At 70.5% G+C, this 22,674-nt stretch carries 12 protein-coding genes and 1 pseudogene; 9 read left to right on the top strand and 4 right to left on the bottom strand.

Annotated features, from left to right (window positions below):
- Positions 1–175 precede the first annotated feature (175 nt).
- The 4 genes and pseudogenes from STRNI_RS35880 to STRNI_RS35895 form a co-directional block, all read left to right on the top strand.
- Positions 176–961, top strand: a complete 786-nt coding sequence (locus tag STRNI_RS35880) for a hypothetical protein (RefSeq protein WP_141725583.1) — start codon at positions 176–178, stop codon at positions 959–961.
- Positions 962–997: 36 nt separating this feature from the next.
- Positions 998–4,093, top strand: a complete 3,096-nt coding sequence (locus STRNI_RS35885) for a non-ribosomal peptide synthetase (RefSeq protein WP_277412717.1) — start codon at positions 998–1,000, stop codon at positions 4,091–4,093.
- A gap of 69 nt (positions 4,094–4,162) precedes the next feature.
- Positions 4,163–5,056, top strand: a complete 894-nt coding sequence (locus tag STRNI_RS35890) for an FG-GAP repeat domain-containing protein (RefSeq protein ID WP_277412718.1) — start codon at positions 4,163–4,165, stop codon at positions 5,054–5,056.
- A gap of 31 nt (positions 5,057–5,087) precedes the next feature.
- A pseudogene (locus STRNI_RS35895) lies at positions 5,088–10,859 on the top strand (type I polyketide synthase); the annotation flags it as partial.
- Positions 10,860–10,930: 71 nt separating this feature from the next.
- Here the strand turns inward: STRNI_RS35895 and STRNI_RS35900 are convergent.
- Positions 10,931–12,220 carry a cytochrome P450 gene (locus STRNI_RS35900; RefSeq protein WP_229838652.1) on the bottom strand — a complete coding sequence of 430 codons (1,290 nt, stop codon included), beginning with the start codon at positions 12,218–12,220 and terminating at the stop codon, positions 10,931–10,933.
- Between the two features lie 565 nt (positions 12,221–12,785).
- On the opposite strand from STRNI_RS35900, the gene STRNI_RS35905 reads away from it, so the two are divergent.
- The 3 genes from STRNI_RS35905 to STRNI_RS35915 all read left to right on the top strand — a co-directional run bounded on the left by STRNI_RS35905 (position 12,786) and on the right by STRNI_RS35915 (position 15,570).
- The gene (locus STRNI_RS35905) at positions 12,786–13,565 is read left to right on the top strand and encodes a DUF3159 domain-containing protein (protein WP_018091601.1); all 780 of its coding nucleotides are present in this window, start codon (positions 12,786–12,788) and stop codon (positions 13,563–13,565) included.
- A gap of 176 nt (positions 13,566–13,741) precedes the next feature.
- Positions 13,742–14,671: an aminoglycoside phosphotransferase family protein gene (locus STRNI_RS35910; RefSeq protein WP_277412719.1), complete on the top strand. Its 930-nt coding sequence runs from the start codon at positions 13,742–13,744 to the stop codon at positions 14,669–14,671.
- 137 nt (positions 14,672–14,808) lie between these two features.
- Positions 14,809–15,570, top strand: a complete 762-nt coding sequence (locus STRNI_RS35915; protein WP_018091603.1) for a thioesterase II family protein — start codon at positions 14,809–14,811, stop codon at positions 15,568–15,570.
- A gap of 70 nt (positions 15,571–15,640) precedes the next feature.
- On the opposite strand, the gene STRNI_RS35920 is transcribed toward STRNI_RS35915, so the two are convergent.
- A complete protein-coding gene (locus STRNI_RS35920; protein WP_229838650.1) occupies positions 15,641–17,266 on the bottom strand; it encodes a flavin monoamine oxidase family protein in 1,626 nt (541 codons plus the stop codon).
- Positions 17,267–17,717: 451 nt separating this feature from the next.
- Between STRNI_RS35920 and STRNI_RS35925 the strand changes: the two genes are divergently transcribed.
- A complete protein-coding gene (locus tag STRNI_RS35925; protein WP_277412720.1) occupies positions 17,718–18,770 on the top strand; it encodes an Lrp/AsnC family transcriptional regulator in 1,053 nt (350 codons plus the stop codon).
- Here STRNI_RS35925 and STRNI_RS35930 read toward each other — a convergent pair.
- Both STRNI_RS35930 and STRNI_RS35935 read right to left on the bottom strand, forming a co-directional pair.
- Positions 18,760–20,220 carry an amidase family protein gene (locus tag STRNI_RS35930; RefSeq protein ID WP_274733907.1) on the bottom strand — a complete coding sequence of 487 codons (1,461 nt, stop codon included), beginning with the start codon at positions 20,218–20,220 and terminating at the stop codon, positions 18,760–18,762. The two genes, STRNI_RS35925 and STRNI_RS35930, sit on opposite strands and share 11 nt — an antisense overlap.
- 40 nt (positions 20,221–20,260) lie before the next feature.
- Positions 20,261–21,814 carry an AbgT family transporter gene (locus tag STRNI_RS35935; protein WP_277412721.1) on the bottom strand — a complete coding sequence of 518 codons (1,554 nt, stop codon included), beginning with the start codon at positions 21,812–21,814 and terminating at the stop codon, positions 20,261–20,263.
- 320 nt (positions 21,815–22,134) lie between these two features.
- Here STRNI_RS35935 and STRNI_RS35940 point away from each other — a divergent pair, with 320 nt between their 5' ends.
- The gene (locus STRNI_RS35940) at positions 22,135–22,632 is read left to right on the top strand and encodes a hypothetical protein (protein WP_159490814.1); all 498 of its coding nucleotides are present in this window, start codon (positions 22,135–22,137) and stop codon (positions 22,630–22,632) included.
- The last annotated feature ends 42 nt before the right edge of the window (positions 22,633–22,674 follow it).

A 22,674-nucleotide genomic window follows, 5' to 3' on the forward strand; every position in this document is an offset into this window, starting at 1 on the left:
CCTCGCCGGACGGGTTCCTCCCGTCCGGCGAACCGGCCTACCCCTGGGCCGGTTCGGGGTACTAAGGGGTTCCTTAGGGGTGTTCCGGCTCCTGGGATGGCCAATACGCTGCGTGCACCGACACGCTCAGCTCGGAGAGTGAATCCACATGGCAGTTCCTGGCTCGTGGAAATCGTTGACTTCGGACGGAAAGGATGTGGTACTCGCGGTCGATTTCGCGGTGACCGGGAGGCCGCAGGCAGGTTTTCCGGATTTCGTCGCGCTCGCCCGGCCGCAATTCTCGCTCTGGGAGACGCTGCCGCCCGCCCCGGAGGAGGACGCGGGCATGACCGGCGCCGACTACGTCGAACGCTGGGCGGAGGACGTCCTCCGGGAGGGCCGGCCGGTCCGGGCCGTCATGGGCTACTGCGTCGGTGCGGTGTACGCGGCGGCGCTGGCCGAGCGGATCGGGCAGCACCAGGGCGAGACGCCCGCCCTCATCGGCTTCGACCCCGAGCTGCCCCGGCGTGATGTGGTCTGTCACCACTTCCTGACCACCATGGAGGGGATGTCCGGGCTGCTCAAGCCCGAGGAGATCGCCCACGCCCAGCAGGCCGCGGGGCAGGCACTGACCGACGAGAGCGACATCAAGAAGTTCGGTGAGCGGCTGCTCGCGATCTTCCGCGAGGTCGGCGGCGCGGCGTTCGCCCGGGTGGGCCTGGACGCCAAGCGCAGCGAGGAATTCGTCGCCACCTTCGGCCTGTTCCTGCACTTCTTCGTGCGGGGCAGCGACCTCGACCCGACGAACGGCTGGAAGTCGCTGACCGCGATGACCTCCGCGACCGCCACCAGCGGCCTCAACCCCCTCTCCGAAGCCGACCGGGCCGCCCGGGTGGCCAAGGAGATCCGCTTCCCCGTCGAGCACGCCGATCTGCTGCGCACGCCCGACGTCGCGACCACGGTCACCGGCCTGCTGAGCTGACGGACCTCACCCCGGCACGTCGAAAGGAACTAGCGCATGCAGCCCATGAGCACGCCCCTCTCCCGGGCCAGTCAGAAAGAGGAGGCGTTGTGGCTGCTCGACAAGCTGGTCCCGGACAGCGGGGTGAACAACATCCCGGCCGCCATCCAGGTGGCGGGCCGGCTGCGGACCACGGCACTGCGCGAGGCCGCCGTCCGGCTCCTGCGCAAGCACGAGGTGCTGCGCACCGTCTTCCATGACGAGGGCGCCGGACTGCGCAAGGCGATCCTGGCCCCGGAGGACGCCCCGGTCGACATCGAGGTGAGCCGGTCGACCGCGGACGGGCTGGCGGACGATCTCACCGCGCTCGCCGCCCGTCCGTTCAAGTTCAACGGCCGGCCCATGCTGCGGATCTGCCAGGTCGAGGCGCCCGAGGGCGATGTGCTCTGCGTCGTGGCCCACCACCTGGTGTTCGATGTGGCGTCCGCGCAGATCGTGATGGGTGAGCTCACCCGGCTCTACGACGCGGTCCTCGCCGGGGAGGACCTCTCCGGCGAGGCGGTCGTGCCGGTCGCGGCGGTCGCCGCCGACGAACCGCGCCCGGAGAGCTTCCGGTTCTGGCGCGATCATCTGAGCGGATTCGACGCCGGCTCGCTGGATCTGTGGATGGACCGGCAGGGGAGTGCGGAGACGACCCTGAAAGGGGCCACGGTCGCACACGACCTCTCCGACGAGGCACGGGATGTCGTCCGCCGGCTGCGCAGGGAACTGCGGGCCTCCGAACCCGTCATCCTGCTCGCCGCCTACTACCTGCTGCTCGCGCAGCACGGCGCCGGGCCGGACATCGTGATCGGCTCGCCCGCGGACATCCGCGGGCAGCAGGCCGCCGGCGCCATCGGCTACTACGTGAACATCCTGGCGCTGCGCGTCCGGACCGATCCGGCCCAGAGTTTCCGCGCGCTGGTGCGACAGGCCCGGGACGTGTTCCTGGAGGCGGTCTCCCATGTGGACGTCCATGTGGACCTGCTGCTGCCAGAGATCCCGCGGGTCAACTCCGCCTGGAGCACCACGCTGTTCCGGCATATGTTCAACTACCTGCCCGGCGGGCTGTCCGCGGAGACGACCATCGGCGGTCTCCCGGCGCGGGCGCTGATGGTCCGCAACGGCTACAGCCGGATGAACCTCGAATTCGACATCCTGTCGGAGAAGGACCGCATCACCGTCGAGGCGCTGTACGGGCTGGAATCCCACCGCCGGGACGATGTCGCACTCCTCCTCCAGCGCTATGACGCGCTGCTGGTCGCGGTCGGCGCCGAACCGGACCGGCCCGTCGGCGAACTGTCCTCGTGGTCGGAACGGGACCGTACGGTCATCGCCGCGGCCAACCGCACCGCCACCGACACCCCGGCCCCGTCCGTGCTGCGCACCGTCGCCGAACGGGTGGCCGCCGCACCGGACGCGGTCGCCCTCGCGGACGGCGACCGGAAGACGACCTACGCCGAGCTGTGGCAGGCGGCCTCGGACACCCGGGAGCTGCTGTGTGCCTCCGGGGTGACCGCGGGCGATGTGGTCGCCGTGGCGGCCCGCCGCGGACCCGAACTCGCCGCCGCGGCCCTGGGCGTCTGGCTGGCCGGATGCGCCTACCTCCCGGTCGATCCCGACCACCCCGCGGACCGGATCTCCTACCAGCTCGCGGACTCCGGTGCCCGTGCCGTACTGGCCGGCGACACAGTGACCCTGCCCGAGGGCACCCCACGACTGGACATGGCCGGTCTCCGCGCCGTGCGGGGCGGGACCGCCGAACTCCCGGCGGACCCCGACCCGGCCTCCTGCGCGTATCTGATCTACACCTCCGGTTCCACCGGCCGGCCCAAGGGCACCAGGGTCTCCCACGGCAACCTGGCCAATCTCGTCCGGCACTTCCTCGACGAGCTGAAGCCGGGCCCCGGCCAGGTCACGCTGTGGATGACCACCTTCGCCTTCGACATCTCCGCACTGGAGCTGTTCCTCCCGCTGGCCTCCGGAGGGACGCTGGCCGTCGCCCCCGACGAGGCCCGGGTGAAAGGCACCCTGCTGAGGGAACTGCTGGTCCGGCACGACGTCGGGATCGTGCAGGCCACCCCCACCACCTGGCGGACGGTGATCGAGCAGGTGGGCGACCAGCTGGCCGGCCGGCGGGTGCTGTGCGGCGGTGAGGCGCTCCCCGCCGACCTGGCGGAACGACTGCTGGAGACCGCCGCCGAGGTCCGCAACGTCTACGGCCCCACCGAGACCACCATCTGGTCCACCGCGGGCAAGCTCGACGCCGCTGACGGGGCGGTGCACGCCGGCACCCCGCTGCGGAACACCACCGCCTTCGTACTGGACCCGGCCGGCCGGGAACTCCCGCTCGGTGTGCACGGCGAGCTGTGCATCGCGGGCGCGGGCGTCGCGATCGGCTACCACAACCGCCCGGAACTGACCGCCGAACGGTTCGGTGAGCACCCCGAGTACGGGCGCTTCTACCGCACCGGAGACCTGGCCCGCTGGCGGGACAACGGAACACTGGAGGTGCTCGGCCGCGTGGACCGACAGATCAAACTGCGCGGCAACCGCCTTGAACTCGCCGAAATCGAGGCAGTGTTGCGGGAGCACCCCGAGGTGACCGGCGCCGCCGTGGTCACCGTCGGCGACCTCAGCGCGGACGCCGTCCTGGTGGCCTTCGTGGTGGCCCACCCCACCGAGGGCATCGTCGAGCGGCTGTGGGAGCACGCCAGGGCGAAGCTGCCCTCGTCGGCGGTGCCGCACGACTTCGTGCTCACCGATGAACTCCCCACCAACGCCAACGAGAAGGTGGACTATCCGCACCTCACCCGGCTGGCCACCGCCCGCCGGGCCGCGGCCGGCCACGGCGCGGCGGCGGAACACCACGAGGACCCCCTGGTCGACGCGCTGCTCTCGATGTTCCGCGAGCTGCTCGGCCGCGAGGACGTCACCGCCGATGCGAACTTCTTCGTCCTGGGCGGGCATTCGCTCCTCGCCGCGCTGCTGGTGCAGCGGATCCAGGAGTCCTTCGGGGCGGAGATGCGCCTCGCCGAGTTCTTCGCACTGCCCACCCCCCTGGGGCTCGCCGCCTTCCTGCGGTCCCGCGGAGTGGAGCCCGGTACCGGCTGAGCACCCCAGGTACCCGCGTCACCAGGCACAGGAACGGCTGATCGAGGAGAGTGAAGAACAATGCCGGCGATGATCATGAACGGCCATTGCAGGTCCTTCAACGGCGACGGAAAGAAGGACCTGCTCGTCCGCCACGACACCAACGGTGAACTGCTGGTCTTCCCGCACAGCGGAAAGTTCGACGGCACCGACACCTTTCTCGAACCGGTCAAGATCGGTGAGGACTTCCACTGGGAGAAGCACCTCATCATCCGGACCATCGACATCCGCGGCAACGGGCTGGCCAGTGTGCTCGCCGGCAGCGAGGAATCCGTCAACACCGAGCATCCGCACGGCGTTTACCTCTATGAGAACAAGGGCGGCCTCAACGGCCTGAACACCCTGAGCGAGCCGATCCGGATGTCGGGCCGCCGCGACGACGGCCGTATCTGGGAGAGCATCGGCGTCGCCGACGTCAGCGGGGACGGCAAGGACGACACCTTCGGCCGGGAGAGCGACCTCGGTCATGTGGACTGGTTCCGCAACACCGGCAACGTGGTGGAGAACGACACCTTCGACAAGACCCCGCAGCGGCTCACCGTCACCGAGCCCACCGACTTCCCCTTCGGCATGGCGGACGTGACCGGCACCGGCCGGCTCGACCTGCTGATCCTGCGCGACAACGGCGATCTGTGCGTCTACGAATTCCCGCCCGGACCGGACGGTTTCCTCGGCGACGGAGCGGACCGTGGCACCTGGTACACCGTCGGCAACCTCGGCGCGGACTGGAACCCACTGGAGGACGCGCTCGCGGTGACCGACATCGACCTGGACGGCAACCCCGACCTGCTCGTCCGGCAGCGCGACGGTGTGCTGGTGGCGCTCGCGCACACCGGCACCTTCGACCGGAAGAACCCGATGAACACCTTCCACCCGCCGGTCGCCGTCCTCAAGGACTGCGCGGAGTACCACACGCTCACCTGATCGCCACAGCCCCCTCGGTCGGAGTCCGCGCATGAATGCCCTCGACGAAAACCCCTCGCTGATCCAGAAGTTGCACGGGCTGTCCCGGCCCGAGCAGGACCGGGCGCTGCTGGATCTGGTGTGCCACCACGCCCTCGCCGCGCTGCGCCGCGTCCGGCCGGACGACGCACCGCGGACCCTGGCCCCGGACCGCCCCTTCACCGACCTCGGATTCGACTCGCTCACCGCGGCCGATCTGCATGTCCGGCTGGTGGCGGCCACCGGACTGCCGCTCCCGGTCACCGTGGCCTTCGACCATCCGACCCCGGTGCGGCTGGCCCGGGAGGTGCGTACCGGACTGCTCGGTGCGGACGGCGGGGAGGGCGAGGAGACCGCCTCCGGGCCCCCGGGGCGGGCGGGCGTGGCCGACGAGGCGGACCCGATCGCCATCGTCGGGATCGGCTGCCGCTACCCGGGCGGGATCGGCAGCCCCGAACAGCTGTGGCGGCTGGTCGCCGAGGGGGGCGAGGTCGTCGCCGGGCTGCCCGAGGACCGCGGCTGGGACCCGGAGACCCTGTACGACCCGGACCCGGACGCCCCGGGCAAGACCTACGTCCGCAACGGCGGGTTCCTCTACGACGCCGCGGAGTTCGACGCGGAGTTCTTCGGGATTGGTCCGCGTGAGGCGCAGGCGATGGATCCGCAGCAGCGGCTCGTCCTGGAAACCTCGTGGGAGGCGCTGGAGCGGGCCGGTATCGACCCGACCGCGCTGCGCGGCAGCCGGGCCGGGGTGTTCCTCGGCGCCGAGCCACAGGAGTACGGTCCCCGGCTGACCCGGGCCGGCGGACACGAGGGCTATCTCTCCACCGGCAACACCACCAGCGTCATCGCCGGCCGGGTCGCCTACGCCCTGGGCCTGGAAGGCCCCACGATGACCGTGGACACCGCCTGCTCGGGGTCCCTGGTCGCGCTGCATCTGGCCTGCCAGGCGCTGCGGCAGGGCGAGTGCTCCGTGGCTCTGGCCGGCGGGGTGGCCGTCATGGCCGCGCCCGGCACCTTCCTGTCCTTCTCCCGGCAGCGCGGCCTCGCCCCGGACGGCCGCTGCAAGGCCTTCTCGGCCGACGCGGACGGCACCGGCTGGGCCGAGGGCGTCGGCGTACTCGTCGTCGAGCGGCTCTCCGACGCCCGCCGCGCCGGGCATCCCGTCCTCGCCCTGGTCCGTGGCTCGGCGGTCAACTCCGACGGCGCCTCCAACGGCCTGACGGCACCCAACGGCCCCGCCCAGCAGCGGGTGATCCGCCAGGCCCTGGCCGCCGCCGCACTCGCCCCGCACCAGGTCGACGCGGTGGAGGCGCACGGCACCGGCACCAAGCTCGGCGACCCGATCGAGGCACAGTCCCTGATCGCCGCCTACGGCACCGAACGGTCCGAACCCCTGTGGCTGGGCTCGGTCAAATCCAACCTGGGACACACCCAGGCAGCCGCCGGTGCGGCCGGGATCATCAAAATGGTCATGGCGATGCGGCAGGAACTGCTGCCCCGCACCCTGCATGTCACCGAACCCACCCCCCACGTCGACTGGTCGCAGGGCAAGGTCGCCCTGCTCACCGAGGCACGACCCTGGCCCCGTACGGATCAACCGCGCCGGGCCGGTATCTCCTCGTTCGGTTTCAGCGGCACCAACGCGCACGTCATCCTGGAACAGGCACCGCCCGCGCCCGCGCCGCCGCCCACCACCGCACAACCCCCGGTGCTCGCGCTGCCGGTCTCCGCCCGGACCCCGGAGGCTCTGCGGGCACAGGCCGCCCGGCTCACGTCCTTCCTGGCCGGGAACCCCGAGCCGGCCCTCGCCGATCTGGGCCGCACGCTGGCCACCAGCCGGGCCCAGCTGGAACACCGCGCGGTGCTGCTCGCCGCCGACCGCACGGAGCTCACCCGAGGCCTGGACGCCCTGGCCACGGGTGCGTCGGGGCCCGGCGTCTGCCAAGGACAGGCCGGCTCCGCCCCGGTCGCCGTGCTCTTCACCGGTCAGGGCGCGCAGCGGCTCGGCATGGGCCGCGAACTGTACGCCGCCTACCCGGTGTTCGCCCGTGTCTGGGACGAGGTCTGTGCCGAGCTGGATGTCCATCTGCCCGGCCCGCTGCGCGCCGTGGTGTGGGCGGAGCCGGACAGCCCCGAGGCCGCCCTGCTGGACGGGACGCTCTACGCCCAGTCGGCGCTGTTCGCCCTGGAGGCCGCGCTGTTCCGGCTGCTGGAGTCCTGGGGGCTGCGGCCGGACTTCCTGCTGGGCCACTCCCTCGGTGAGGTCACCGCCGCCTATGTGGCCGGGGTCTGGTCCCTGCCCGACGCCGCCGCCCTGGTCGCCGCCCGTGGCCGGCTGATGCAGGAACTCCCGGCCGGCGGCGCGATGGTGTCGGTACGCGCCACCGAGGAGGAGGTCACCGCCGCACTCGGCGCGTTCGAGGGTCGGGTGGGCATCGCCGCGGTCAACGGACCCGCCTCGGTGGTGCTCTCCGGGGACGAGGACGCCGTCACCGAGATCGCCGCCACCCTTGCCGCGCGCGGCCACAAGACCCAACGGCTCCGGGTGAGCCACGCCTTCCACTCGCCGCGTATGGAGCCGATGCTGGACGCGTTCCGCTGGGTCACCCGGGTGATGTCCTACGCACCGCCGAAGATCCCCGTGGTCTCCAACCTCACCGGACGGATCGCCACCGGCGAGGAACTGTGTTCACCGGACTACTGGGTGGACCATGTCCGCGGCGCCGTCCGGTTCGCCGACGGGGTCCGCGCGCTGGCGGACCACGGTGTGGGTACCTTCCTGGAACTGGGGCCGGACGCGGTGCTGTCCGCGATGGCACCGGACTGTGTGTCCGGCGAGGACCGGCCCGTCTTCCTTCCCGCCCTCCGCCGCGACCGCGCGGAGCCCCGGGAGGTCACCGCTGCCCTCTCCCGTGCCTGGGCGCACGGCGCGGACGTGAACTGGGCCGCCTACTACGGCGGTTCCGGCCACCCGGTGGAGCTGCCGACCTATGCCTTCCAGCGGCGGCGGTTCTGGCTGGACTCCGGGGACGCGGAGCTGGACGCGGCCGCACTCGGCCAGGCCGATGCCGCACATCCGCTGCTCGGCGCGGTGATCGATTCCGCGCAGGCGGACACCCGCTCCTACACCGGACGCCTCTCGCTGCGCTCCCACCCCTGGCTGGCCGACCACGCGATCAACGGCGCCGTACTCCTGCCGGGCACCGCCTTCGTCGACCTCGCGCTGCACGCCGGCGACCGCGCGGGCTGCCCCGTCCTCGCCGAACTGACCCTGGAAAGCCCCCTGGTGCTTCCGGAATCCGGTGCGGTACGGCTGCAGGTCGAGGTGGCCGCGCCGGATGAACAGGGCGACCGCCAGGTCCTCGTGTCCTCCCGCGCCGAGGACGATCCGGCCGATGTGCCCTGGACCCGGCACGCCACCGGCCTGCTCACCGCCACCGTCCCGGACCACGACGGACCCGACCTGCGCGTCTGGCCCCCGGCGGAAGCCGAACCGGTCGATCTCGGCGGGCTGTACGACGGGATGGCGCAGCGCGGTTACGACTACGGGCCACAGTTCCAGGGCCTGCGCGCGGCCTGGCGACGTGGGGCGGAGGTGTTCGCCGAGGTCGCGCTCCCCGAGGGAGCCGACAGCGCGGACTTCGCCCTGTCCCCGGCCCTCCTCGACGCGGCCCTGCACGCCCTCGACCTGGGGGAGTTCGTCCCGCGGGACGGCCGGCCCTGGGTTCCGTTCGCCTGGGCCGGGGTGACCCTGCGGGCCGTCGGCGCGACGGCGCTGCGGGTGCGGCTGTCGGCCGCGAGGGACCAGGCGGTCGCGCTGGACCTCGCCGACTCCACGGGCGCCCCGGTCGCCTCGGTGCGTTCCCTGGTCTCCCGGCCCGTCGCCGCCGAACAGACCGCGGCGGCCCGGAAGGGCGTGGTGGCCCGGTCGCTGTTCCGGCTCGACTGGACCACGGTGGTCACCCCGGGCACACCGGCCGGTGACTGGGCACTGCTGGGTGACGGCGACGGCCCACTCGGCCGGGCGCTGCGGGCCGGCGGGGTCCGGCTGAGGAGTCACACCGAGCTCTCCGCCGTGGACGTACCGGATCTCCTGGTGATGCCCTGTGCACCCGCCGAGGGCGCGCCGCCCGAGTCCGCCCGCCGCACCGCGCACCGCGTCCTCGACCTGCTGCGGTCCTGGCTCGCCGACGAGCGCTTCGCCGGCTCCCGGCTCGCCCTGGTGACCGAGGGCGAGGACTTCGCCGCCTCGGTGGTCTGGGGCCTGGTGCGCTCGGCGCAGGCCGAGCACCCGGACCGGATCACCGTGGTCGATGTGGATTCCTGGACGGCCTCGGGCCCGGCCGTAGCCGGTGCGCTGGCCACCGGTGAGCCCCAACTCGCGCTACGAGAAGGCGAGTTGCGGCTTCCGCGGCTGGCCCGGGTCACTCCACCGGACACCGGTGCGGAGTGGGACCCGGACGGCACCGTGCTGATCACCGGTGGCACCGGCGGGCTCGGCGCGCTCGTCGCCCGGCACCTGGCCGGCACACACGGCGTGCGGCACCTGCTGCTGGTCAGCCGCCGGGGACCGGACGCACCGGGCGTGCCGGAACTGCGCACCGAGCTGGCCTCGCTCGGCGCCACCGTGACCGTGGCCGCCTGTGATGTCGCCGACCGTACGGCCCTGGCCGGGCTGCTCGCCCGGATCCCCGCCGCGCATCCGCTGCGCGCCGTGGTGCACGCCGCCGGTGTGCTGGACGACGGGGTCCTCACCTCGCTGACCCCGCAGCGCTTCGACGGCGTCTTCCGGCCCAAGGCGGACGCGGCCTGGCTGCTCCATGAACTGACCGCGGACCTCGCACTCACCCACTTCGTCCTGTTCTCCTCCACCGCCACCCTGCTCGACGGGGCGGGACAGGCGAACTACGCGGCCGCCAACCTGTTCCTCGAAGCGCTCGCCCGGCACCGGCGGGCCACCGGCCGCCCGGCGACCGCGCTGGCCTGGACGCTGTGGGACGAGGCCGACGGCATGGCCGGGCGGCTCGGCGAGGCCGGTCTGCGCCGCGCCGCCCGGTCCGGTTTCCCGCCGCTTGACCCGGCCGAAGGCCTGGCACTGTTCGACGCGGCGCTCGCCACCGCGGAGACCACCCTGGTCCCGCTGCGGATCGACCCGGCCGTGCTCCGGGCCCGCCCCGGCGGCGTCCCCGCGCTGCTGGCCGGGGTGGTCCGGGCGCCGTCCCGCACCGCAGCCCAGGCCGGGGCCCCGGCTCCGGCCGCGGATTCCCTGGCCACCCGGCTGGCGGCGCTCTCCGCCGAGGAGCAGCGGCGCACCCTGCTGGGCCTCGTACGCGCCCAGGTCGCCGAGGTCCTCGGCTATGACCGCCCGGAGGCGGTGGTCAGCGGGCGGGGCTTCCTCGAACTCGGCCTCGATTCCCTCGCCGCGGTCGAACTGCGCAACCGGCTGACCGCCGCCACCGGGGAGACCCTGTCGTCCACGCTGGTCTTCGACCACCCCACACCCGACGCGGTCGCGGAGCACCTGGCCACACGCCTCATCGCCGGTGAAGCGGACCGGACCGCCTCGGTGTTCGCCGGAATCCGCCGGCTGGAGGCGGAGCTGGCGGCCGTCGCCCCGGACGAGGAGGAGTACGCCGGGGTCGCGGCCCGGCTGCGCGGACTGCTCACCACATGGGCCGAAACCCATCGCCCCGAAGAGCAGGCGCAGGAGTCCGCACTGGGCGCCGCCACCGCCGAGGAACTCTTCGACATCCTCGACAGCGAGCTGGAGGCCGGCAGGTAACGACCAGGAATATCCCACGGCATGTCATCGGTCCCCGGCCTCCCAGGGACCGATGACACCCGGTGGTGCGTCTACCAGCGGACCGGCATCGTATGCAGTCCGAAGACGAAGTTCTGGTACTTGAACGGCAGTTCATCCATCGGCTTGTCGAGCCGCAGGGAAGGCATCCGCCGCAGCAGCGTGCCCAGCCCGATCTCCAGCTCGGCGCGGGCCAGGTTCTGCCCGATACACTGGTGTACCCCGTATCCGAAGGCGATATGGTGCCGGGCCTTGCGGTGGATATCGAACGTGTCGGGGTCTGCGAAGGCCCGCTCGTCCCGGTTGGCCGAGGCGCTCAGCACGAAAATGCCCTCACCGGCCCTGATTGTCCGGCCGTCGATCTCGATGTCGTCAAGGGCGACCCGGTCGAAGGCGGCCCAGTCCGACACGGAGTGGAACCGCAGCAACTCGTCGACGGCACCGGGCAGCAGCGCGGGGTTCTCGCGGAGTTCGGCCAGCTGCTCCGGGTGCTCCAGCAAGGTCAGCATGCCCAGGGGCAGCATGTTCGCGGTCGCCTCGTGTCCGGCGGTCAGCAGCAGGAAGGCCATGCCCACCAGGGCCGCGCGGGTCAGCTCGCCCGTACCGACCTGTTCGTTGATCAACCGGCCGATGAGGTTGTCGCCGGGTGCTTTCACGGCCGCCTTGACCAGCTCGTCAAGGAAGTCGATCAGCCCCTCCATCGCCGCCTTGACCTGCTCGGGCTCGGCGTTCAGCTGGACCAGTGTCCTGGTCGCGGACTGGAAGTACTCATGATCCTCGTACGGGACGCCCAGTAGCTGACAGATGACCAGCGAGGAGAGCGGCAGACCGAGATCCTCCACGAGATCCCCCTGGGAGCCCCGCGCCAGCATGTCGTCGATCAGCCGGTCGGTGATGCGCTGGACCTCCGGCCGCAGCTGGTTCATCCGCCGTGCACCGAACTCGGAGATGAGCATGCGCCGGTAGTGGCTGTGCCGCGGCGGATCCAGGTTGATGAACTGGCCCTCGTGGAACTGGGCGATCTCCGCCAGCTCGTTGAGCTGCTCGGCGGTGAGCGGCTCCCCGCCGCCCGTGGCCTCGTCGGCCGGCGGCTCCTCGGGCGGCCGGACGCTCGGGAAGCCCGGCCGGCTCGCATCGGAGCTGACCCGCGGGTCGGTCAGCAGTTGCTGCGCCTCGGCATGCCGGGTCACCACCCAGGCGCTCCCGCCGTGCGGCAGTTGTACGCGCACCAGCGGGGAGTCCGCTCGCATACCCGCGTACTCCGGTGGCGGGGCGAAGGGGCAGCGCCGGGCCATGGGGAAGCTTAATTCCTGCACCGACCCGCTGCTGTCAATATCCGTCATGGAATTCTCCCCTCAAGGTAATTGTCAGGCGACAGGCCAGGAACTTATTGCGGAGATGAACAGCCGTCAAGATTCAAAAGATTTTGCCCGGCGAATAGGGGTGGGTTCTCAATTTCACAAACGGCCTCCCGTCGCTTGCGAAGGGCAGGCGAAGAAATGCACCCGCATTACCCATATCGGGCGTCAATTCGGCGGCAGGTGAATAATCGGAAACCCGTCCGCCGTGCAGCGCAAAACCCCTGATCATCTCGCCGGGACGGGTGGGAAGTGCCGACGCAATGAGGTGAATCGTCCCCCGCGGGCACGGCCGGGCCGGTGCGGCCGGCGGGGCGTCCGTCCCGGGCACCTCCGGCGGTCCGCCGGGCGAACGGGGGTAGAGGTAGCTCCACCTTTTCTTGGGACCTAGCTGGGATGTCTCACGGATCGTCTCCGGCCAGCATGGAGCACGTTGAAGAGCCTCGTGGGGAGACCGAACCATGCACCACACCGATGTGACCAGGCTGCATACGCACCACCGAGCCCAGGCCGGGAAGCTCACCGGCCGTCCGCCGCACCTGGGGGAGACGTGAAGCACTCGGCCGAGTCGCCTTCCTCGTCCGTGACCGACCATCCGGAAACGGACGCCAAGGACGAGCAGAAGCAGGTCCCGGAGAACTTCCAGGAACAGCTGGCCTACGCCTGGGAGTACATCGGCGGGGTCTACGGCACGATCCTGACCATCCTGCCGGTCATCACCTACATCGTGGTCAATGCGCTGACCAGCATGTGGCCGGCGATCTGGGCCTCGATCGGCACCGCGGTCCTGGTGGGCATCTTCCAGCTGCTGCGCAAGGAGAAGCTGGCAGCCGCCTTCATCGGCCTCGGCACGGTGCTCATCACCTCCGGCGTCGCCGTCTTCGTCGGTGAGGCCAAGGGCTACTACCTGCTCGGCAACTGGATCACGGTCGGTATCGGCAGCATTCTGCTGCTGTCCGTGCTGGTGCGCCGGCCCCTGATCGGCCAGGTCTGGGCTGCGGCCAACTTCCAGGGAACGTTCTGGCGCCGGGACCGGAAGTCGAAGTTCTACTACGACCTGGCCACTCTGCTCTGGTCGATGCTGAGCTTCTCCCGGTTCGCGGTGGAGCGGTGGCTCTACAACATGGACGAGACCACCTGGCTCGGCATCGCGCGGCTCGTCATGGGCTGGCCGCTGACCTTCTTCGCCGTGATGACCAGCATCTGGGCGGTCCGCAAGGTGGACGGGCGACGCAAGCTCTACGACCCGAATTACAAGGACCCCAAGCAGAAGGAATCCGGGGAGCGCGACTCGGCGGACGTCGAGACCGCGAAATCCCGCGGAGAATAGCAACGCCGAGCCCATATAGCTCCGTGGGCGAGGCGACCAACCGGTGGATTCCCCTCCCCCGTGTGTCGGCGGCGGTCCGTGACCGTTGCTGTCCAGGGGTCTACACCGCCACGATTTCCGGTCCGCGACAGCGGACCGGAAATCGTGGGTTCCACCCCCGTTGAAGGGCATCCGATATGAGCACGTCGAAGGCGGTCGAGGTCCCGCAACTCCTGGCGGCGTCATACGCCAGGATCTTCGGCGAGGAAGGGACGGCCTGGATCGCCGGCCTGCCGGACCTCGCCGCGGAATTCCTGGACCGCTGGGAACTGGAACTAGACGGCGCGGCCGCGGCAGGGGAAGCCTCGCTGGTGCTGCCGGTGCTGCGCGATGACGGCACACGCGCGGTCCTCAAACTTCAGATGCCCAGGGAGGAGACCCGCGCCGCGGTCATCGGGCTGCGCACCTGGGACGGCGAGGGGATGGTGCGGCTGCTCGACGACAGTCCCGAGAGCGGCACCATGCTCCTGGAACGGCTGGACGGTGCCCGCACGCTGGCCTCGATCGAGGACGACGACGTGGCGATGGGCATCCTTGCCGGGCTTCAGGCGCGGCTGGTCCGTGTCCCCGCGCCGCGGGGACTCAGGAGCCTCGGCGACATCGCCACCGAGATGCTGGAGCAGGTGCCGCGGGCGGTCACGGCTCTGGCCGGCCCGGCCGACCGTCAACACCTGCGGGGCTGGGCGTCGGCGGTGGCCGAGCTGGTCGGCGAACCCGGCGACCGGATGCTGCATTGGGATCTGCACTACGACAACGTGCTCGCCGCGGAACGCGAGCCGTGGCTCGCCATCGACCCCGAGCCGTTGTCCGGGGACCCCGGCTTCGACCTGTGGCCCGCCCTGGACAGCCGGTGGGAGGACGTCGTCGCGAAGGGAGACCCTCTGCGCAGGGTGCGGCGCCGCTTCGACCTGCTCACCGAGGTCCTCGACCTGGACCGTGCCCGTGCGACCGGCTGGACGCTGGGGCGGCTGCTGCAGAACGAGCTGTGGGACATCGAGGGCGGCGCGACCACGCTCGCCCCGTCCTCCGTCACCCTCGCGGAAGCGCTGCTGCACCGTCAGCCCTGACCGGCACACCCCTCAACTCGACCGTGTGACGGGCTCATAGGGGCGTACGCGCACTGTTAGGGGTTGCCGACGGCACGGCCGGCAAGCACTGTCGTCCGAGGGTTTCACCACGTACGGAAGTCTGAGGGGATGCACACGTGAACGCGCACGCCGATGAGGATCTGTGGGTCCGACGGTTCCATCCCGCGCCCGAGGCCGCGACCAGGCTGGTCTGCCTGCCCCATGCCGGCGGCTCCGCCAGTTTCTATTTCCCGGTGTCCAGGGCGCTCGCCCCGGCGATCGATGTGCTGGCAATTCAGTACCCCGGCCGTCAGGACCGCCGGAACGAGCCCTGCCTGGACAACATCGCGGATCTCGCCGACGCGGTGACCGAGCGGCTGCTGCCCTGGACCGACCGGCCGCTGGCGATATTCGGGCACAGCATGGGCGCCACCCTCGCCTTCGAGGTGGCGCTCCGCCTCGAACAGCGCGAGATCACCCTGCAGGCCCTGTTCGCCTCCGGGCGCCGGGCACCGTCCCGGCACCGCGAGGAGACGGCGCATCTGTACGACGACGCCTCACTGGTCCGGGAGATCAAGGCGCTCAACGGCACCGAGTCCCAGACGCTGGACGACGAGGAGATGCTGCGCGCGGTGCTGCCCGCGATCCGCAGCGACTACCGGGCCGCGGAGACCTACCGCTATCAGCCGGGGCCGCCGCTGAACTGCCCCGTATACGCGATGGTCGGGGAGAGCGACCCGAAGGTGAGCATCGATGAAGCCCGCTCCTGGAGCGATCACACCATGGAGCACTTCGAGCTGCAGACCTACCCCGGCGGGCACTTCTACCTGAACGCTCAGGCGCCCCGGATCATCGACGCGATCTCCCAAGCGGTGTCGGCGACTTCCGGCACCGCATAACGGTGGCGGTATGAGGGGGCCTGCACCAGGCGGTGCAGGCCCCCTCACGCGGCCCGGAGCCGGCCCACGCTCACTCCGGAAGCCGGACCGGCGCAATCTCGTGGAAGACATCGCCGGGGCCGGGGTTCTCCGGAGCCGTGCTGCCACCGAGGTGGTCGACCACACCCCAGACCGCGTTCAGCGCGGTGGTCACGGCACCCTCGGCGAACCCGCCGGTCCAGGAGATGTCGTCGCCGCACAGGAAGAAGCCACGATGCCGCGGGTCGAGCTCGTGCTGCATGAAGTGGCTGAACAGCCGCCGCTGGTAGCGGTAGTGACCGGGCAGATTGGCCTTGAAGGCGCCCATGAACCGCGGTTCGGTCTCCCAGGTGATCGTCAGCGGTGCGCTGATGAGGTGCGAGCGGATGTCCACCCCGGGGTAGATCTCGCCCAGCTTGGTCAGCAGCAGCTCCAGCCGCTCCTCCGCCGACAAGGTGGCGAACTTCAGCGAGTCGTCGTTCCAGGTGTAGGACAGGCACATCACGCCCGGCCGGTCCGGTCCCGAGTCGAACAGATAGACACTGCGCGGCATCCGGTCCGTGAGGGTCATCCCCATCGCCATCTGGCCGGTGTGCGGATCGGTGTCCAGCCAGAAGGGCCGGTCGGTCAGCACGAACACCTTTGAGGAACCCATGTAGTGGGTGCGTTCGACGGCGCTCCACAGGTCGGTCGGCAGCAGGTCCGGATCGCTGTCCACATGATTGAGCAGGGCCCAGACGTGCGGGCTGAACACCACGGCCGGATACCGGTCCCGGCGGCCGTCGGCGTCCGTCACCTCGTAGCCCTCGGCATCGCGTCGTATGCGCACAGCGGCGGACCGGGGAGATCCCCCGTGCAGACCGGCCAGCGAGGTGCCGGCCGGCCAGTGCGCGAGCCGGTCGGGCCGGTGCGTCCACAGCCCACGGGGCAATTGCTGGGCGCCGCCTTCGATCGTCATCTGGTCGTCGTCCGCCGCGGTGCAGACGACACGGAGGATCTCGATGATGGAATTCGGGAAGTCGGTGTCCCATCCGCCGGTGCCGAATCCGACCTGGCCGAAGATCTCCCGGTGCCGGAACGACGCGAATGCCGGACTGGTGGCGAGGAATCCGTAAAAGGACTGGTCGTCGTACTCCTTGACCAGCTGATTCCATATCGCCTTCAGCACGGGGATATCGCGGCGGCGGATCGCGTCCTGCATGCTGGAGAGTTCGGCCCGGTCCTGCAGCGCCTTGGCCCAGGCATCCGCGACTTCCTGGAACTCCGAGGGCAGATCGGCCGCCGACCGCGCCCGGTGCGCGCGTCCCTCCAGATGCACCAGAGTGGCCGGAGTGCAGGGCGCCAGCGGGTTGGGGAACGGCGAGGTACGCAGGCCGAGTTGGTCGATGTAGTGGAACAACGTGGTCGCCGACACCGGGAAACGCATCGCGCCCATCTCGGCCAGCAACTCGGGATGTTCCGGGAACGGCACCGAACGCATCCGCCCGCCCAGTTGCTCGGCTTCGTACACCACCGGCCGCAGCCCGAGCCGCATCAGCTCATAGGCCGCGGTCATCCCGGACATCCCGCCGCCGATCACCGCCACCGGAGTGCCGTGCCGGTGCCGGGGCACGGAGCCGAGTCCGGCCGGATGTCGCAGCCAGTCGTCATAGGCGAACGGGAAATCCGGTACGAACATGGTCACTCGTTCCGAACTGGCCAAGGTCATGAGGAAACCTCTCGATCGGTCGCGGTCGGAGCGGATCCCGGTACCACTCGGGTCGGCGTTCCCGCAGATAGGAGTGGCGGCACGCGCCGTACGAAGTTCCTCGTCGGTCACCGGTATTCCCCGGTGGGAACCTAATTTCCGCGCACAATGCGCCACAACCCCTACCGACCCCGGCTTCACAAAGCCGGACCCGCAGACTCCGGCACACCCCCTGAAGGCGATACAGGGGTATCTGGCCCACGAGTTCGCGGCGTATTTTGCGCCCCTTCAGTCCCGCCCGGCCAGGAAGTCTGCGTACGGGAATTCCTTTCCACCGGTCTCGCGGTTTCCCCCGCGGGCGGCCGGCTTCCCGGCGGAATGAGGGCCGGTCACACGGGGCGGCAGCCTGGAGAGGGAAGTGCCGCCTCTATAGACTCGCCCGGTGAGCAGCGAAACCGAGGTGCCGCGTCCGGAGCAGCTGGACGAGGACGACCTGCTGCTGGCCAACGCCCTCCAGGCGGCGCCCCGCGCGACCTGGAGCGAGCTGGGAAAGGTCCTCGGACAGGACGCGGTGACCTTGGCCCGCCGCTGGGAGCGCCTCAGCGGCAAGGGCCTGGCCTGGGTCACCCCCGCGCTGGGCCCCGGACTCCTCTACCGCACCTGCCGGGCCTTCGTCGAGATCCACTGCGAACCGGGCAGTGCCGCCCAGGTATCGGCCGAGCTGTCCCGTCAGCCCCACCTGCTCACCATCCAGCATGTCGCCGGCACCTACGACCTGTTCGCGATCGCCTTCACCCCGGACTTCGCCTCGATGTCCGACTACCTCCTCACGAGCCTGCCCCGGCAGGAGGGCGTCGTCCGCGTCCGTTCCCACCTGGTGACACGCAACTTCCGCACGGGATCGCAGTGGCGCCTGGGCGTGCTGAACCAGCGCCAGGAGCGGGCCCTGCTCCGCACCCGCCCGGAACCGCAGAGCGTCGAGGCCACGGCGTACAGCACCTGGGAGCGCGAACTGATCGTGGCGCTCAGCAACGACGGCCGGATCCGCTACACCGATATCGCCACGGAGCTGGGTGTCACACCCCGGACCGTGCAGCGCCGGCTGAACCGGCTGCTGGGCAACCGCGACCTGCTCCTGCGCTGCGATGTCGCGCGGCCCCTCGCGGGCTGGCCCACCGGCGCCCTGCTGTGGCTCAACGTCCCGGACGAGCGGCTGGAGGAGGCCGGCCGTACGCTCGGCGCCTTCCCGGAGACCCGCAGCTGCGCGGCGCTGTCCGGCGCGAACAACCTGCTGGTCACGGTCACCCTGCATTCGGTGGACGCACTCCACGACTGGGCGGTGCAACTGCGCCGGGCGCTTCCGTACGCGGACATCGCGGACCGTTCCGTGGTGCTGCGCCAGGACAAGCTGTGCGGTCATCTGCTGGACGCGTGGGGACGAAGCCATGGCGTCGTCCCCCTCGACATCTGGCGTCCGAGCGGCCTCAGCCGGTGAGGCGGGTGGTGCCCGTACGGCCGCCGACGACGGGAACCGCGACGGCCGGCCGCCGCAGGCCCGCACCGAGCGTCCGCTCGATCTGCCGGGCCAGCCGCAGAACGCCGAGGTCGTCGCCGCTGCGCCCGACGATCTGCACCCCTACCGGCAGCCCGTCCGCGGTGAAGCCCGCCGGCACCGACAGGGCGGGTACGCCGAGCACGGTGAACCAGTACATGGAACGCATGCAGTCGAGATAGTTCTCGCTCCTGGTGTCTCCGATGCGCTCCGGCCACAGCTGATCCGCGCTCCACGGCACCACCTGGGTCGTGACCGTCACCAGATAGCGGTACTCGCGGGTGAACTCCGCGAACCGCTGGAAGAGCAGCCCGCGCAGCTTGTGTGCGCGCATCAGACCCGCCGAGGTCGTCGCCAGCCCGTTCTCGATGTCCTGGCGGACCCTGATGCCGAAGGCCTCCGGGTTCGCGGCGTACCGGTCACCGTAGTTGAGCGCCCGGTACCAGCCGCGCAGCGTGCGGAACGCCTCGTCGGCCCCGGTCATGTCCGGGGCCGCGACGGTGACCTTGCGGGAGATCCCGGCCAGGGCCTCGTGCACCGGCTGCATCGCGGTGCGCACGGCGTCGTCGACGGCGAGTTGGCCGCCGAGGTCCGCACTCCACGCCACCGGTACGTCCGAGAAGTCGTACTCCAGACCCGCGTTGAACCGGGACGCGTCGCCGAGGCCCCAGGGGGACCGCGGATCGGCCCGCGTCAGCACCGTCATCTGCAGCGCGACATCGTCGACGGTACGGCCGATCGGCCCCTGGATGCTCAGCGGCGCGAACGGATCGTTGGCCGGCCACATCGGGACCGAACCCACCGAGGGCCGCAGCCCCACGACATTGCAGAAGGTCGCCGGGTTGCGCAGCGAACCGCCGGTGTCACCGCCGTCGGCGAGGGCCACCATTCCCGTCGCGACGGCGGCCGCCGCACCGCCGCTGCTGCCGCCGGCCGTCAGGTTCAGGTCGTACGGGTTGCGGGTGGGGCCGAACAGCTCGTTGGTGCTCTGGATGCCCGCACCGAACTCGGGAACATTGGTCTTGCCGACCGTCACGGCACCCGCGTTCACCAACTGCTCGACGACCAGGGCGTCATGGTCCGGCACATGGCCGGCGTAGAGCTTCGAACCGTAGGTCGTCCGGATGCCCTTGGTCGGGGCGAGGTCCTTGTGCGCGACCGGGAGGCCGTGCAGCGGACCCAGCAGCTCTCCGCGTGCGACGGCGGCGTCGGCGCGGGCGGCGAGCGCACGGGCGTGGTCCTCGGCGAGCGTGATGATCGCGTTGACCTTCGGGTTCACCGCGTCGATCTGGGCGAGGTGGGCGTCGAGGATCTCGCGCGCCGACACCTCACGGCGCCGCTGGAGCTCCACCAGTTCCCGGGCCGGCAGCCACAGGAGGTCGTTCTCGGTCACAAAGATCAGCAGTCCTTGCCTTGGTCGATGGGGGATGTGCTCACGGCAGATGGATGGGGGCGCCGGGGCCCAGCGGCAGGTCGAGGAAGTAGAAGCCGGTGAGGATGACGGTCCAGACCGTCGCGAAGGACAGGGCGAACGGGAGCAGCCGGGAGATGACCGTGCCGAGTCTCAGCTCGGGCTGGTACTTCTGCGCCGAGACCAGCGCGAAGTACAGGAAGACCTGCATCGGCGTGATCGCCCCGGTCACGGAGTCGCCGATCCGGAAGGCCGCGTGCATGGCGGCGGGGGACAGGCCCAGCAGCATCCCGGCCGGCACCATGACGGTCCCCAGGATCGACCACAGCGCGGAGCCCGAGGTGATCAGCAGATTCAGCAGCGAGGTCACCAGCACGACCGCGAGCAGAATCCCGAAGCCCCCCAGCCCGGCGGACTTCGCACCGTCCGCGAGACCGATGGCGAAGAGCTTGCCCAAGTTGCTCCACGTCAGCAGATTGATGGTCTGCGCGATCGCGAACACGAGCACGACGAACCCGGACATGTCCCGCACCGCGCCGATGAGGTGCGGATAGACGGCACGCGCTTCCTTGCCGACCCCGCCGCAGCGGGCGTAGACGACGCCGAAGACGAAGAACAGCCCGGACAGCACGAGGGCGAGGCTGTCGACGAAGGGGGAGGGAGCCAGCACCCCGTCCTCCCCGCGCAGCGGGCTGCCCGGCAGCAGCCAGGCGGTGACGAGCGCGGCGGCGAGCGCCAGCGTCACCCCGCCGCTGATCAGCAGCGCCCGGCGCTGCACCGGGGTCGCCAGCGTCTCGGAGGCCGGCCCCTCCGAACCGGAATGCGCCGGATCGTGCTTCGGGTTCCAGGCCGCCAGCCGCGGTTCGAGGACCCGGTCGATGAGGAAGCCACCGACCAGTGGAAGGATCAGTCCGGCCGTCGCGGTGAAGAACCAGTTCATGGCGATATGGACGTGATAGCCCTCGATGCCCGGCAGCAGCTCCGCCGCGCTCTGCGTGATACCGGTCGTGGTCACATCGAGCGTGCCGAGCAGAATCCCTCCGTCGTAGCCGCTCCCCACGCACACAAAGGCACCGAGCAGGCCCGCCACCGGGTGCCGTCCCACCGCCTTGAAGACGATCGCGGCGAGCGACGGCAGCAGGATGTAGGCGGAGTCGGCCAGTACGTGCCCCTGGCAGGCGACGAAGGCGACAAGGTAGGGAACCCAGCGCCGCGACACCCGCAGGAACGCGAACCGCATCAGACATTCCAGGGCGCCGGTGCCCTGCGCGACGCCTATGCCCATCGCGATGACAAGCACCGGGCCGAGCGCGGGAAAGGCCATGAACGAATCCGTGGCCGTGCCGAGGAGATGACTGAGCCCCTCCGGCGTCAGCGCGCCGAGCACCGGCGTCGGCTTCTTCTCCCCCGGCACCTGCACCGTCACATCGAAGGCGGCAACCACCGTCGACACCACGGCGACCAGACCGAAGATGCCGGCGAAGAGCACGAACGGATTGGGCAGCCGGTTGACCAATCGCTCGACCCGTCCCAGCAATCCCTCCAGTGGAAGCGGGTTCCGTTCCAGTGCCTTCATTGCTGCCTGCCTCTCGTCCCGGAGCGTGTCGGCGGTGTGCGTGCGCGCCACTATCGAGGGGGCGGCGCAAAACACCGGAGAGGTGCAGGGGAATGTCCATCCGAGCCGCGATTTCGCAGAAAAACGGCCATCGACTCGAACGTGGCCCTCTGACGCGCTGCTCTGGCATCCGGCTCCGCTTAACATGTCCCCGTCAACTGATCACGGCGGGGGAGCGGGGGAGAGAGCAGTTGGCTTTCTTCACCCTCGAAGCCGAGGCACCGCCCGCCGAATCCGGTCGGCGTGCGCTCGGCTCAAAGCCACATCTGCAAAGGAACGTCATGCGTTTCGCCCGAATACTTGCCACCGCAGGAACCGTTGTCGCCTTGGCGTCGGTCTCGGCTTGCGGTCTGCCCTCCGCGGGGTCACCCCAGGAAGCGGGGGACTTCCTCAAGTCGGCGCTCCACTGCGAGAGCATCGACATCGCCTCACCCCCCGAGGTCCAGCGGGTGGAAGCCATGGGGATGACGGGCATCAACGGCGGCGGCGAGTGCGAGGACCCGGCGGGCGATGACGGTGACGTCGACTTCCTCACCATCGAGGACATGGAGGCGTTCCAGACCGCCGTCAAGGGGGACGACGACGAACAGGACGAGCTCATGATCGGCGACGACTTCGCCGTCGACCCGAGCAGCGACGACCAGCGGCATCAACTCCTCAAGGCCGGACTGCTGTTCCTCAACTGCACCCCGGACTTCAAGGCTCCCCCCGGCAAGACGGCGGACGACGGAGAAATCGAGGGCTGCTCCACGACCGACTATTCGGAGGATCTCGACTGACGTCCCCTCGACGGCTCGGCGCGGGCACCGTCCGCGCCGAGC

Source organism: Streptomyces nigrescens, assembly GCF_027626975.1.
GTDB lineage: Bacteria > Actinomycetota > Actinomycetes > Streptomycetales > Streptomycetaceae > Streptomyces > Streptomyces nigrescens.